The organism is Phytoactinopolyspora alkaliphila (genome assembly GCF_010550695.1).
GTDB classification, from domain to species: Bacteria; Actinomycetota; Actinomycetes; order Jiangellales; family Jiangellaceae; genus Phytoactinopolyspora; species Phytoactinopolyspora alkaliphila.
Window position 1 is genome coordinate 382,580 of sequence record NZ_JAAGOB010000002.1, and the last position, 13,704, is coordinate 396,283.

At 65.4% G+C, this 13,704-nt stretch carries 12 protein-coding genes and 1 pseudogene; 6 read left to right on the top strand and 7 right to left on the bottom strand.

Features of this window, described 5'->3' with window-relative positions; all coding sequences use genetic code 11:
• Nucleotide 1 precedes the first annotated feature (1 nt).
• Nucleotides 2–1,227 (top strand): annotated as a pseudogene (locus G1H11_RS04780) (MFS transporter).
• 81 nt (nucleotides 1,228–1,308) lie between these two features.
• Here G1H11_RS04780 and G1H11_RS04785 read toward each other — a convergent pair.
• Entirely contained in the window at nucleotides 1,309–2,001 is a 693-nt protein-coding gene (locus G1H11_RS04785) for a GAF and ANTAR domain-containing protein (protein WP_163816543.1), read from the bottom strand.
• Nucleotides 2,002–2,709: 708 nt separating this feature from the next.
• On the opposite strand from G1H11_RS04785, the gene G1H11_RS04790 reads away from it, so the two are divergent.
• The 3 genes from G1H11_RS04790 (at nucleotide 2,710) to G1H11_RS04800 (ending at nucleotide 5,456) form a co-directional block, all read left to right on the top strand.
• Nucleotides 2,710–3,477 (top strand): SDR family oxidoreductase, encoded by a 768-nt coding sequence (locus G1H11_RS04790; RefSeq protein ID WP_163816545.1) that lies wholly within the window; start codon nucleotides 2,710–2,712, stop codon nucleotides 3,475–3,477.
• A 117-nt stretch (nucleotides 3,478–3,594) separates the two neighbouring features.
• Complete coding sequence (locus G1H11_RS04795; RefSeq protein WP_163816548.1) at nucleotides 3,595–4,527, top strand: NAD-dependent epimerase/dehydratase family protein; 933 nt, start codon at nucleotides 3,595–3,597, stop codon at nucleotides 4,525–4,527.
• Nucleotides 4,524–5,456, top strand: coding sequence for an RNA polymerase sigma-70 factor (locus G1H11_RS04800; protein ID WP_163816550.1), 933 nt, complete (start codon nucleotides 4,524–4,526; stop codon nucleotides 5,454–5,456). Before G1H11_RS04795 ends, G1H11_RS04800 begins: the two co-directional genes overlap by 4 nt.
• Nucleotides 5,457–5,847: 391 nt before the next feature.
• On the opposite strand, the gene G1H11_RS04805 is transcribed toward G1H11_RS04800, so the two are convergent.
• The 5 genes from G1H11_RS04805 to G1H11_RS04825 all read right to left on the bottom strand — a co-directional run bounded on the left by G1H11_RS04805 (nucleotide 5,848) and on the right by G1H11_RS04825 (nucleotide 9,666).
• A complete protein-coding gene (locus G1H11_RS04805) occupies nucleotides 5,848–6,138 on the bottom strand; it encodes a sigma-70 family RNA polymerase sigma factor (RefSeq protein WP_163816551.1) in 291 nt (96 codons plus the stop codon).
• A gap of 6 nt (nucleotides 6,139–6,144) precedes the next feature.
• Nucleotides 6,145–6,378 (bottom strand): hypothetical protein, encoded by a 234-nt coding sequence (locus tag G1H11_RS04810; RefSeq protein ID WP_163816553.1) that lies wholly within the window; start codon nucleotides 6,376–6,378, stop codon nucleotides 6,145–6,147.
• A 261-nt stretch (nucleotides 6,379–6,639) separates the two neighbouring features.
• Nucleotides 6,640–7,464 carry a carbohydrate ABC transporter permease gene (locus tag G1H11_RS04815; protein ID WP_163816555.1) on the bottom strand — a complete coding sequence of 275 codons (825 nt, stop codon included), beginning with the start codon at nucleotides 7,462–7,464 and terminating at the stop codon, nucleotides 6,640–6,642.
• Nucleotides 7,461–8,414, bottom strand: a complete 954-nt coding sequence (locus G1H11_RS04820) for a carbohydrate ABC transporter permease (RefSeq protein WP_163816557.1) — start codon at nucleotides 8,412–8,414, stop codon at nucleotides 7,461–7,463. Before G1H11_RS04820 ends, G1H11_RS04815 begins: the two co-directional genes overlap by 4 nt.
• Nucleotides 8,392–9,666: an ABC transporter substrate-binding protein gene (locus tag G1H11_RS04825; protein ID WP_163816559.1), complete on the bottom strand. Its 1,275-nt coding sequence runs from the start codon at nucleotides 9,664–9,666 to the stop codon at nucleotides 8,392–8,394. Before G1H11_RS04825 ends, G1H11_RS04820 begins: the two co-directional genes overlap by 23 nt.
• Nucleotides 9,667–9,866: 200 nt before the next feature.
• Here G1H11_RS04825 and G1H11_RS04830 point away from each other — a divergent pair, with 200 nt between their 5' ends.
• Nucleotides 9,867–10,487, top strand: a complete 621-nt coding sequence (locus tag G1H11_RS04830) for a TetR/AcrR family transcriptional regulator (protein WP_163816561.1) — start codon at nucleotides 9,867–9,869, stop codon at nucleotides 10,485–10,487.
• 77 nt (nucleotides 10,488–10,564) lie between these two features.
• Here G1H11_RS04830 and G1H11_RS04835 read toward each other — a convergent pair whose 3' ends face one another.
• Nucleotides 10,565–11,326 (bottom strand): alpha/beta hydrolase-fold protein, encoded by a 762-nt coding sequence (locus G1H11_RS04835; RefSeq protein ID WP_163817079.1) that lies wholly within the window; start codon nucleotides 11,324–11,326, stop codon nucleotides 10,565–10,567.
• A 129-nt stretch (nucleotides 11,327–11,455) separates the two neighbouring features.
• On the opposite strand from G1H11_RS04835, the gene treS reads away from it, so the two are divergent.
• A complete protein-coding gene (treS, locus tag G1H11_RS04840; protein ID WP_163816563.1) occupies nucleotides 11,456–13,234 on the top strand; it encodes a maltose alpha-D-glucosyltransferase in 1,779 nt (592 codons plus the stop codon).
• The last annotated feature ends 470 nt before the right edge of the window (nucleotides 13,235–13,704 follow it).

The following is a 13,704-nucleotide window of genomic DNA, read 5'->3' on the forward strand; positions in this document are numbered from 1 at the left end:
CGTGGACGCAAGAACGAGGCTGCTACTGGCGATCATCTGCGGGGTCGCGGTGGCGAGCGTATACGCGGGCCAGCCGGTCCTCGGGCACATGGGGCGCGACCTGGGGTCTCGGTCGACGCGGTCGGATGGTTCGTCGGGGTGGGCCAGCTCGGCTATCTCGCAGGCCTCGTGCTGCTGGTGCCGTCGGGCGACCTGCTCGACCGCAGGCGCCTGATCGTCCTCCACCTCGTGCTGGTCGCGACGGGCCTGACGATCACCGCAGCTTCACCCACGGCGTGGGTCGCATTTAGCGGGCTCGCGATTGCTGGTGTGTTCGCCGTGGTTGTGCAGACCACGGTTGCGTACGCGACATCGCTCTCCGCGCCGTCCGAGCGCGGCCGCAACCTCGAGATCGTGACCTCGGATGTGGTGATCGGCATCCTCGGTGGACGCATCCTCGCGGGGTTCCTCGCGGACGTCTGGGGATGGCGCATTATCTACATCGTCCTGGCCATTCTCGCCGCAATCCTCGCGCTGCTCGCGCTCCGCCTGCTCCCCCAGGATGTTCCTGCCGAACCCATACGATACGGACAGCTGATCCGCGCATTCATGAGCCTATTCATCCAGCCGGCGTTCCTCAGCCGTGGGCTGATCGCGTTCTTCCTTTTCGCGTCGTTCGGCGCCCCGTGGAGCGGGATGGCCTTGCCGCTGGCCGGGCCACCGTGGCATCTCAGCGAGACGCAGATCGGGCTGTTCAGCATCGCCGGACTCGCCGGCGCCCTCGGTGCAGCCCGCGCCGGACGCTGGGCAGACACTGGTCACACGCGCCGCGTCACCGGCATCGCTCTCCTGATACTGCTCGCCTCGTGGCTCGCAATCGGGCAGCTCACCTGGTCGCTACTCCTCCTGGTCCTCGGCGTGATCCTGCTCGACTTCGCCGTCCAGGCCGTCCATGTCAGCAACCAGCACATCCTCACCACAACCTTTTCTGCGCGCGCCAGCACCACCGTCGGCGCGTACATGGTCTTCTACTCCCTCGGCTCCGCCGTGGGAGCGGCCTCCACGACCGCCCTGTACGACACCACCGGCTGGATGGGCTCGAGCTTCCTGGGCGCCGCTTTCGCGGCCGGCGGACTGGTCATCTGGGCTCTCAGCTCGCGGACGGCGAATCCTGCATCGACCTCGATACGCAACCGGACCGCGATCTGCACGGGCGCGATCTCGACGTTGGTCCTCAAGCGTCGATGACGACCGGCCTACGTCCAGATCCGGACGTACAGGGACGTTCCACGGCATGGCTGCCTTGCTGGCTCGGTTCGAACCATCCGGCTAACCGTTGTTGTCGGGGAGGGTGCCGAAGTCGACGAGTTGCTGGGCCACCCGGTGGAGCTTGATGTTGTGCTGGGAGGAGATCCGCCGGAGAACGCCCCATGCCTGGTCGGTGGTGAGGCCGAAGCGTTCGCGGAGAATGCCGGTCGCCTCGCCGATCATGCGGCGGGTATCGAGTGCTCGGTGCAGTTGGTCCTCCTCGATGGTCCCCACCAGCGCGACTGCTGCGTGAGCCGCCAACGCGAGCCCGTCGAGGAGGTCCTCATGACTGAAGGCGTCGATCTTGGTGGCGTAGAGGTTGAGCACACCCAGGTTCTCGCCGGTCGTGAAGAGCCGGAAGCTCATCGATGAGTGGACGTCGAGCTCGGCAGCTATGCGGGGCCCCCAGTTCGGCCAGCGTGGGTCTTCGGCCAGGTTGGTGACAGCCAACACGTCGGTCTGATTCAGAGCATCGAGGCAGGGACCTTCGTTCAGCTCATACTGCAACTCGTCGATCTGCCGGAGTGTTTTGTGGCTGGCGGCGGGGGTGTCGATCCCGCTCCGGTGGACGAGGGAGATTCCGGCTAGGTCACAGTTCTCGATGATGTCGGTGGCCATCAGAACAGCCCGGTCCAGTGTGAGCTGTGTGCCCGGCTCGTCCGCCATGTCGCGCGCTGCCCCAGCCAAGAGTCGGTTGAACTGATAACGGTCCATCACCTCGGCGAACCTCCCCCCACAGCCCTCAACGTGTCGGCGACCCTAACCATTCACCCTGGAAACGCGAAGCGACAGTCTTTCGTCACCCTATCTCGGTTGATCACACCTGTTGATCACGCCAGCGGGCACATGTCATGTCGTAGAGCGGGTACGTTACAGCAAGCCGCCGTTTCGGCGCGCGACGGAGCTTCGGCTAGGCGGGTCGGCTCAAGCCAAGGGCCGACACGTCGCCTAGCCCGGCCGTAATCCTCGTTCCCGACACACGAAAACGGCTGGTGTTCGGTGGGTCCACTGCGCACAGCTCCGCCACAGTCAGTTCCGCGGTGATGCGTTCGACCACCCCAACGGAGCCGACGGCGTCGCACGGCATGTCGCGCAAGCGCGGCATGTCCGCCTCAATCGCCTGCCTGATGCTCAGCAGCGCCCCTCGGGAGGGGACGCGTCGATGGGCAGGGTCCGAGCGGGGAGGTGCACGCGGTCTCCTCAACGGTGGTGGGCGAGCCGAGAACGGCCCTGTCGTACACGGGACCGCGCGGGAACTCATTCTGTGACACGGCCGGCCGTGTGAGCCGCACCATGGCCGGCCGAGACGGGGTGAGCCTGGTCTCACCCGCCGGATGTCACAGATGCTCGGGCCGGCCTGTCTTGTGTCGTGAGTCCCGAAGTTCTGAGACGAAGCCCAACCCCCAAACCAGAAAGAGATTCATGAGCGAAGAGAACGCAAGGCAGAAGATTGCGCTGGTCACCGGCGCGAACAAGGGGATCGGGCGTGGCGTGGCTGAACAGCTGGCGGCACAGGGGATGAAGGTCCTCCTCGGTGCCCGTGACCCCGAGCGCGGCGAGGAGGCCGCCGCTGCGCTTCGTAGCGCTGGCGGCGACGCCCACGCACTCACCCTCGACGTGACCAGTCGATCCAGCGTCCAGCAGGCCGCCACGCACGTGGAAGAGTACCTGGGGCATCTTGACGTCCTGATCAACAACGCCGGCATCACCGGCTCCGGTCAGGTCGCACCGCAAGACGCCCACGACCAAATTCCCAGCTCCGTCGACCTCGACATGGTCCGAGCTGTGTTCGAGACCAACGTTTTCGGGGTCATCGCGGTGACCAACGCCATGCTGCCGTCGCTGAGGCGATCGATAGCACCGCGCATAGTCAACGTCGCCAGCCATGCTGCATCCCTGACCCTGAACAGCGACCCCGACGGCCCCTTCACTGGCCTCTTGCCGTCCGCCGCGTACTCACCGTCCAAGACCGCGCTAACGGCGCTGACAGTCCAGTACGCCAAGGAGCTGCGCAAGGACGGGTTCCTCGTCAACGCCGTCGCACCGGGCTACGTCGCCACGGACAGCAACAACCACAGCGGGTTCCTCACCGTCGCGCAGGGCGCCGCGGTCGTGGTGGGACTGGCCACCCTCGGACCGGACGGACCGACTGCCAGATTCTTCGGCGAGGAGGGCCCGGTCCCGTGGTGAACCCGACCTGCAGCACTCCGACTGCCGCACCCGCGGCCACCCAGCTGCTGTCGCTCGCAGCAATCACGCCGCTCCGACCGCAGCTGACCAGCACTAGAATGTGAGGTGAGAATCGTCATGCACGTTTTCGTGGCAGGTGGAACCGGAGTCCTGGGCCAACAACTGGTGCTCCAGCTGGTGGCAGGTGGGCACACGGTGAGCGCGACAACGACGACCGAGGCCAAGTTGGGGCTGCTGGAGCAGCTGGGCGCCAGGGCGGTGGTGATGGATGGGCTGGACGCAACCTCCGTTGGGGAGGCCGTCGCCCGCGCCAAGCCGGACGCGATAGCGCACCAGATGACAGCCATCGCGATGGCGCACGCGGGCAAACCAAACATGAGGCGACCCGACCGGTGGATGGCGACCACGATTCGGCTGCGCACGGAAGGCACGAACCATCTGCTCGCAGCCGCCGAGGCAACCGGCGTCGCCCATATCGTCGCGCAGGGCTACGCGAGCTGGAACGGCATTCGCGAGGGTGGCTGGGTCAAGACCGAGGAAGACCCGCTCGATATGCACCAGGGCACGGCGGCGCACCCCGGGAACCTGGCACTACGCCATGTTGAGGACACGGTGACCGAGGCGGGCGGCGCCGTGCTCAGATACGGTGGTCTCTACGGCCCGGCCGCCATCGACGACCAGGTAGAACTCGTCCGGAAGCGACAGTTCCCGCTCGTCGGCGGCGGCACCGGATACTTCTCGTGGGTGCACACCCACGATGCGGCGAACGCGACCGTACTGGCGCTGGAACAGAAGGCGAGAGGGGTCTTCAACATCGTCGACGACGAACCGGCTCCAGTCAGCGAGTGGCTGCCCTTCCTGGCCACGTGCGCCGGCGCGAAGAAGCCGATGCGGATCTCCCGAGGGCTGGCCAGGCTGCTAGCCGGGAAACCTGCGGTGATAATGATGACCGAGGGGCGAGGATTCTCCAACGCGAAGGCAAAGCGTGAACTCGGCTGGACGCTGCGCTACCCCTCCTGGCGGCAAGGCTTCGCACAGGAGCTAAGGTGACCAGCGAGGACCGGTTCGACGAGTTCCACCAGCTCCGGCCGCTGTTGTTCTCGATCGCATACCGGATCCTGGGCAGCGTCAACGAGGCCGAGGACGCGGTCCAGGAAACCTGGCTGCGGTGGGATGCCGTCGAGACCGCCCCCGATTCAGTCAAGGCCTACCTGTCCGCAGTGGTCACCCGAATCGCTATCAACGAGCTCAACTCAGCCAGGGCCCGCCGAGAACGCTACGTCGGACCATGGTTTCCCGAGCCCCTGCTCGATGACCCATATGAAGACCCAGAGCGCTCTGCCGAACTGGCCGACTCGGTCTCTACCGCCGCGCTGCTGCTGTTGGAACGGCTGAGCCCCCTCGAACGGGCAGTCTTCGTCCTCCGGGAAGTGTTCGGGTTCGACTACGGCGAGATCGCGGAGGCCCTGAACCGGTCCGAACCCGCGTGCCGCCAACTCGCGACGCGCGCTCGCCGGCATATGGACGAACGCAGGCCCCGGTTCGAGACCGACCGCAAGGAACGCGAGGAACTAGCCGGCCGGTTCTTCGACGCCTTCCGCGGCGGCCACGTCGACTCACTGCGAGACCTGCTCGCAGCCGACATCCACATGGTCAGCGACAGCGGCGGCAAGGCGCCGATCTGGGGCAGCGGCATCTTCGGCGCCGAGAACGTCGCCCGGCTGCTCGCCTCCCTGGTCACACCGTTCATGAACATCGGTGGCGAGGTCGAAATCCATCAGATCAACGGCCAGCCCGGGGCGATCTTCCGCGACCGGGAGGGCAGAGTGGTCAACACCCTGGCGCTCGAAATTGCCGATGGACAGATCCAGACCATCCGCGCCGTCCTCAACCCCGACAAGCTTGGACACGTGGGACCGGTAGCCGATGCGTGGGCAGTGCTGCGTGAGACGCAGCAGCTCCGCCGGCGCACGCCGTGAGCTAGGTGACCGCGAGGTGCTGCGACACCGTCACCGGGTGCCCCCCGACGCGCGGCAGCTCGAAGGGCATACCAGCACGCGTCGAGGACGTAGGAGGTGTCGGAGTGCCCACCCAGGCTGAAGCCGATGATGCGCCTGGAACACCCGGACAGCGAGGTCCGGCGGATCCTCACGTCCTGGCAACCTCACACCCCAACGGAAACCACCACCTCAACTCGGCCAGACGATCGGTGGATCGAGGCTTAGAGGGCTACTTCAGCTGGAAAGCCTACGCATTCGCGAGCTTGTCGCTTGCCGATGATCCGTTGTTGTTAACAAGGTCATCGCAGATCGCACCACCGATCCCGCGGTACCAGCGGGACACCGGATCGCGATCTCCTCGATACTCCCATCAACGAACGACGGCGTCGCGCTCAAGCGTCGATGTGTGCGCCATAACGTTCGTGGGCCGATTGGCGCGTGACGCCAAGGCGATACCGATGCGTGTCCATGAGCGTCCGTTCACCCGTGCGATCTCGACGGCTTCGCGTACGTGTCGTTCGGCAGCGGCAGCATCGTTGACGGCCTTGGCGATGGCGCGCAGGTCAGAGATGTCCTCAGCGGGCGTAGTCTCGGGGTCGAGGGAGTCCAGCCACGCCTCAGCGTCGGCGGTTCGCTGGTCGAGGTTGCGGTCTTTGTCCATCTTTCATCACCACCCTGGGGGCAAGTATCGGTGGAACTTGGGCCGGAGCTTCATCGCGTGGATGAGCACCGGTTCAGTGTCTGGGTCGAGCACGACGACTTCGAGCAATGTGCCGTCGTGGGCGGCCCCGATGAGCAACACTCGGTCGTGCTGCCCAACTTCGGCGATCGCGTTCTGTGCGGCGTGGAGCATGTCCGCGTCGGAGATGCCGTGCTTGCGGGCACTGGCTGCGGCCTTCACTGTCAGGAAGGCCTGACAGTGAAGGCCGCACAAGGCCGCCAGAAGGATCCGAGCCCTGTGTTTCTCTAACGCTGCACCTGGACGGATGCTCGAACACCGCGAGCTTTCGCAACGTAGCGACAGGAGGCGGTCGATCTTTCCTGCAATGTTCATAGACGACTGGGAAGGTTGGACACAGGGCCCCGGGTCGACTCTCGTGTCGCCTCCGTCGGGGCCCGACCCCTGTTCACCCCGCGCCGAAGTCGGGTGGCGTTGGGGTGCTCAGCCTTTGACGGCTCCGGCGAGGAGAGCGCGGACGAAGTACCGCTGAAGGATGAGGAACACGATCACGGTAGGGGTCATGATCAGCAGCGCGCCGGCGCACAAGAGCACGATGTCGGTGCTGCGTTCGCCCTGGAAGGCGCCGAGCGCTCCTGCCATGGTGCGCTTGGTGGGGTCGTCAACGAGCACCACGGCCAGGAGAAATTGGTTCCAGGCGTTGATGAACTGCAGTAGGCCGAGGGTGGTCAGTGCCGGCATCGCCAGCGGCAAGTGCACGTGCCAGAAGAGTCGCCAGCCGCCTGCGCCGTCGACGCGTGCGGCGTCGGTGAGGGCTTGGGGCATGTTCGCGAAGTGGCCGCGCATCCAGAAGACACCGAACGGGACGTATAGCCCGATCAGGGGGAGCACGATGGCGAGGCGGGTGTTGAGAAGGTCCAGCGATTGCATCTGGTAGTAGAGCGGAATCACCGTGGACTCGAATGGGATGGCTAGGCCCAGAAGGATCAGCACGTACAGGGCGCCCCCGCCGGGAAGCTTGAGGTGGCCCAGACCGAAACCGGCCATGGTGCAGATCATCAGCGAGACAGGCACGACGCCGAGGATGATCAGGGCGCTGGACTTGAGGAGTACTTCGACATTGGCCTGGTCCCAGGCGAGGGGGAAGTTGCCCCAGTGCAGGTCCTCGGGCCAGGCCAGACCGGAGGGTCGAGAGCCGGGCGCGTGCAGCGCGGTGACGAACATCGAGACGAGCGGAACGATAGTGAGGGCCATCATCATCAGCAACATCAGGGTGCTGTTGGCGCGCCGGGCTCGACTGGTGATCATCGCGGCCTCCGGTTGAGCAGTTGAATGGGCAGCGCGACGACGTACACCAGCAAGAGGAGCACCACGGCCAGGGCGGAGGCGAGGCCGACATTGTTCTCGGTAAACGCGAGCCGAACGACCTGAACCCCGGGCACCATGGTGGAGTAGCCGGGTCCGCCCTGGGTGGCGACGTAGACGATGTCGAAGCTGGCCAGGGCGGCGATAGTGGTCACTGTAAGCGCCACAGTGATCTCGTGGCGCAGGTTGGGCAAGGTGACGGCGAAGAACTCCGCGACCGGCCCGGCCCCGTCGAGCTGGGCGGCTTCGTACAGGGTCGGGTCGATCCGCGCTATCCCGGACAGCATCAACACCGTGCAGAAGCCGGTGGCGACCCAGCAGCCGATGAGACCGACGGCGGGCAGTGCGGTGCCGAAGTCGCCCAGCCACCCCCGGGTCAGAAGGTCGAGGCCGACCCAGCTAAGGGTTCCGTTGACTAGGCCGTCTTGGGCGTAGAGCCAGCGCCAGGCGATCGCGGCGCCGACCAGGGGAATGATCTGGGGCAGGAACAGCACCGTGCGGGACACGGTTGTGAACCGGCCCTCCTTCAGGCCTCTCAGCAGCGCTCCGATCAACAGGCCGAGGGCGACCGGGATGAAGCTGAAGAAGATCACCAGCTGGAAGGCATGCAGGACCGACCCGTACAACTGGGCGTCGTTGAACACGGTGTCGTAGTTGCGGATCCCGACCCACGCGGCGGTGCCGATGCCGTTCCAGTCGTAGAAGGAGTAGCGCACCGTCTGGGTGAGCGGATAGAGCACGAACCCGCCGTACATGACCAGCGCCGGAAGCACCCACAGCAACCCGACCCACCGTGCGCCGCGGCGTCTGCGGGAGGCCCGTCGCGCGAGAGCACGGAGGTGTTCCGGCGCGGCTGGGGCCGAGGCCCGCCTAGTTGCCGAGGTCGGACTCATAGTCGGCCTGGAGGTTGGCGATGTACTCCTCGGGCGTGACCTGGCCGCTGACGAGGAGTTGCGTCTGGGGATTAAGGGTGGCACTGAGCATTCCCGGGGTTGCGTTGGCTAGGAAGTCGATCAAGGTGTCTTGCTCGCTGGCGACGGCGAAGGCCAACAGTGTCTGCGACAACGCGCTGCCGGCGGCGGCTTCGGGGACCGGCAGGTCCGTGCTGCCACCGGGTGCGAGCCCGGCCTGGTCGACCTGGATCTGGCGTCCCTCTTTGGAGGTGTTGGCCCAGTTCAAGAACGCGGCCGCCTCGTTGGGGTGCTCGGCTGCCTCGGGGATCACCAGACCGTTGGGCGCCGACATCGCATACCACGGGTCACCGGCAGTCTCGGGTGGGAACAGCACGAACCCGACCCTCCCGGCCATCCTCTCGTCCATCGCGCCGGCGAGCCATCCCCCTTGGTACAGGAACAGGGTGTTGCCTTCGAACCAGTTCCCCAGGGCCTGCTCGTCGTCGATGGAGAGCAGGTCCTCGGGGTAGTGGCCCGCCTCGACCCAGTCCTGAACGGTGCTGGCGGCAGCGACGGCCTCCGGGGTGTCGATGCTCGCCTCGGGGGCGTTGCCAACCCAGGCCGAGACGTCCCCGGCGGCGCCGTAGGCGTGCATCAGCGCCTGCAGCACGAAGGTGTTGTTGCCCGAGGCCATCATCGGGGTCTTCCCGGCCGCAGCCGCGTCCTCCATCGCCGTGACCAATTCCTCGATCGTCTCCGGCGGCTCTTCCATGCCGATCTGTCGGGCGATGTCCACGTTGTAGAAAAGGCCGGTCAGCTGGAATCCGATCCCGACGCCGTACAGCGACCCTTCGCCGCGCTGGCGGCCGTCGTCGGAGACTCGCAGCTGCTCGAGTTGACTCTCAGGCCACTGGTCCCACCCGTAGACATCGGCATACTCATCGAGGTTCAACAACAGCTGGTCCTTGACCGCGTCACCCGGCGCGGGCAACCGCAGGAGGTCTGGGGGGTTCTCTGCGGCCAGGTACCGAGGGGCGTTCTGCTGCAGCGTGGCGAAGTCCTCGGTGGTCACCTTGACCGTAACCGCGGGCTCGGCCTCTTCGAACCCGGCAGCCAGGGCGCTCCACAGCGCCTCCTGGTCGGCGTTGACCCGCATGGTGATCGTCACCAGATCCGAGCCGAGCGTGGTGCTGACGTTGCTGGGGGTGGTATCTCGGTCGGTCTCAGAGCCCGGATTTCCGCAGCTCACCATCGCCAACAGGCCAGCGGCTAGCAGCCCGGTCCCCCACCAAGACCGAGACGATCGAGAGAATCGAACGCGCATCGCTGCTCCCTTCAACGGAAAGGTTACCTACTGAACACTCAGTAGGAACGTTGGGAGCCTACTGACTAATCAGTTGGCTGTCTAGAATGTCCCTGGACGGATCAGTCTCGGCAGCCCAGGAGGCCCCAATGCCCACCCAACTCGAGCCAGAGCTCAAGAGCCCAACCGCCAAAGGTGCCGCCCGACGCGCGATGCTCGTCGAAGCTGCCGCCACCTTCGTCGCCCGCAACGGATCCCGAGGCACCAGCCTGGCCCAGATCGCTAAGGCTGCGGGGGTCTCCCAGGCGGGGCTGATCTACCACTTCCACACCAAGGAAGAGCTACTGCACGCGGCTCTGGACCTCCGCGACGAGGCCGAGGAGTACCTGGCCTGGTCAGAAGAGGAGAATCCCGGCCTAGCAGCGTTGGACATCATCGCCACCGCGATCGGGAACTGGTCCAAGCAACCAAGCCACGTCGGAATGCACACCGTGCTCGTCGCCGAGAATGCCGCTCAGCGCGGGACCGCGATGCACGCCCGCTTGACCACCAAGTATCAGGCAGGCGTCTCCCAGCTCGCCGCCGCACTCGTGCAGGCCCAACAGGCCGGCGACGTCCGCCAGGACCTGGATCCACGCCACAAGGCGATGGAGATACTGGCGTTCATTCACGGCCTGGAGACCGCCTGGCTGATGGATCCCAAGATGCCGGTCAAGGTGATCGCGAAGCAGTGGCTCGTAGACCAGAAGGCGGCCCTGCGACCTCAATGATCGGTCAGCGGACACCCGTGCCGCAGCCGCCTTCCAACTACCTCAGTCCCGCGTCTGAGGAGGCGGTAGCCTGCGAGTCACACATGGGGTTCGGGGAGCCAATCCAGGAGGGTCTGCAGGTGGTGGTCCCAGTAGGACCATTCGTGGGCGCCCTCATCGAAAATTGAGGTGACATCGACCCCCGCCTCCTGAGCGGTCTTGCAGAACAGCACATTCTCTTCATACAGCGGGTCCTGGGCGCCACAGCAAACGAACAGGTCCGGCGGCGCAACCGCCTGGGAGGGTGCCTGCCGGATTAGCCACATCAGGTCGTCCTCGGTCTCGACCACCGACCGGTGGTCGAAGATCTTATCCCACAGCCGGCTCTCCAGCGGGCCGGTGGATTCAGGTGCGGTGCGCTGGGCAACACCCATCGCCCCGGACATGCTGGCCGCCGCCGCGAACAGCTCGGGATGGCGCAAAGCCCACTTGAACGCTCCGTAACCGCCCATCGACAACCCCGCGACGAAGGTGTCTGCGCGATGATCCGAGAGTCGGAATAGCCGGCGGGCAGTGCCCAGCACCTCTTCGGTCAGGTAGGTCCAGTAGTCGCCGCCGTGGGCCTCATCGGTGTAGTAGCTGCGGTGCACCTGGGGCATCACGACCGCCAGGTCACGCTCTCGGACATAGCGCTCCAACGAGGTCATTCGTGTCCACATCGAGTCGTCGTCGCTGAGCCCGTGCAGCAAGAACAGCGTCGGATAGCCGTCCACCGGGACCGGGACGTCCGGCAACAGCACCGTCATCGACGTGCCCAGCTCCAGCACTTCGGAACGAAAATTGCAGAGCAGCTTGGTCATAGTGATCGCCATTGCGGGTCCTCCACCGTATCGAAACCAACTGACTACACAGTAGGTTATGTGTCAAGATGTCGAGAACCCGACCTAGCGCGGGCGACTGTTTCCGATGCAGAATGAAGGGACCTACACATGTCGGCACTCGACGCCACTGCGACTACGGCCGAGCAGACCATCTCGCCATTCGAGGCCACCGATGCGGGCGACCGCAGCACCTGGTTCAAGGGAGCGGTGATTTACGAGCTGATGGTCCGCTCCTTCAACGACACCAACGGCGACGGCATCGGTGACCTACGCGGCGTTATCGAGAAGCTCGACTACCTGCAATGGCTGGGCGTGACCTGCCTCTGGCTCCCGCCCATCTTTCCCTCGCCGCTGCGGGACGGCGGATACGACGTCGCCGACCTCACCGATATCGCCGCCGACATTGGCGACTTGGATGATTTTGGGTGCCTGCTCGAAGAAGCTCACGCCCGCGGCATCAAGGTCGTCATCGACTTCGTGATGAACCACACCTCCGACCAACATCCTTGGTTCCAGGCATCCCAAGCCGACCCGGAGGGATCATTCGGCGACTTCTACGTATGGCGCGACCATGACACCGGCTACGCCGAGGCGCCCGTCATCTTCCCCGACTCCGAGACCTCGAACTGGGCCTGGTCACCTGTCCGGCGCCAGTTCTATTGGCACCGCTTCTACGCCCACCAACCCGACCTCAACTTCGACAACCCCACCGTCCGCGACCAGATTGTCGCCGCGCTGTTCTTCTGGCTCGACCTCGGTGTCGACGGGTTCCGGCTCGACGCGGTTCCTTACCTGTTCGAAGAGGAAGGAACGAGCTGCGCTCACCTGGACCGCACACACGAGTTCCTGCGCGACCTGCGGGCGCTGATCGATTCCCGCTACCCGCACACCATGCTGCTGGCCGAGGCCAACGGCTGGCCTACCGAGGTTGCCGCATACTTTGGCGACGACGACGAGTGCCACATGGCCTTCCACTTCCCAGTCATGCCGCGGATTTTCCTGGCCGCCAGGCGCGAGTCCCGGACCCCCATCACCGACGTGCTCGCCGCCACCCCGCCCATCCCCGAACACGCCCAGTGGGCGATCTTCTTGCGCAACCACGACGAGCTCACCCTTGAGGCCGTGACCGACCAGGACCGCGACTACATGTGGTCGGTCTACGCCGAGGACCCGCGGATGAAGTCCAATCTCGGCATCCGTCGACGGCTGGCACCGCTGGTGGACAACAACCTCAACCAGATCGAGCTCTTCACCGCCCTGCTGCTCTCTCTGCCCGGAACGCCGGTCCTCTACTACGGCGACGAGATCGGGATGGGAGACAACATCTGGCTCGGCGACCGGGACGGTGTCCGCACCCCTATGCAATGGACCGGGGACCGCAATGGCGGCTTCTCAGTCGCGAACCCCGGCAGACTGGTGCTGCCCCCGGTCCAGGACTCGGTATTCGGCTACCAGAGGGTGAACGTAGAGGCCGAGATGGCCAACAAATCCTCCCTGCTGCGCTGGACCCAGCGGCTGCTCGCCGAGCGCAACAACTACCGCGCATTCGGCTGGGGCTCCTACCGTGAATTGGGCGGTTCGAACCCCGCCGTACTCGCCTTCGCTCGACAGCTCCACGACCAGACCATCATGTGCGTCAACAACCTCTCGTCACGAGCCCAAGCCACGAAACTCCAACTACCCGAGTTCGACGGCTGCGAGCCCATCGAACTCCTCGGACACGAAACGTTCCCGCGGATCGGCGCAATGCCCTATCTGCTCACCCTGCCCGGCCACGGCTTCTACTGGTTCAGGCTCACCAAATCCAGCCCCACCGACATGCTCAACTCAACCACGGATCGTCCGGCACGTATCGCCGGTGAAGGGAATGAGTCATGGCAACGGTGACCTGCAACCAGGCTCAACGAACCGTCCCAGGCTCGAAGACCTCCGCAGGCGACAATCTCGCCTGGAGATCGCCCAAGGTGGTCGCGTGGGGTGCCGGTGGTTGATCGGGTGTTGCCAATCGTGGAGCGCATGGCGTCGGGCAAAGGGCCGGATGACCTTCTGCTGACGACCTCGCGGGGTTCACGGTTGCATCGTTCGGCAAGTGCTCCGGGCGGTGAAAGTGGAAGCCGAGGAACCTCCCCCGCTCGACCAAGCCCGATCCGGACAGCGGGACAGTGCAGGCCGACGCCTCCACGACCTACGCCACACGACCGCGTGCCTGTGGCTCACACGTCGGGTCGACGGTGGAACAGGGCAGCCGTGGATGGTGCACGAGTCGATCGCGACGAATCGGTACCTGCACTACCTCGGGACCGACGCCGACAACGCGGGCCTGGCCCGGCCGAATGAGGAGCGCGGGGGGCACCAGG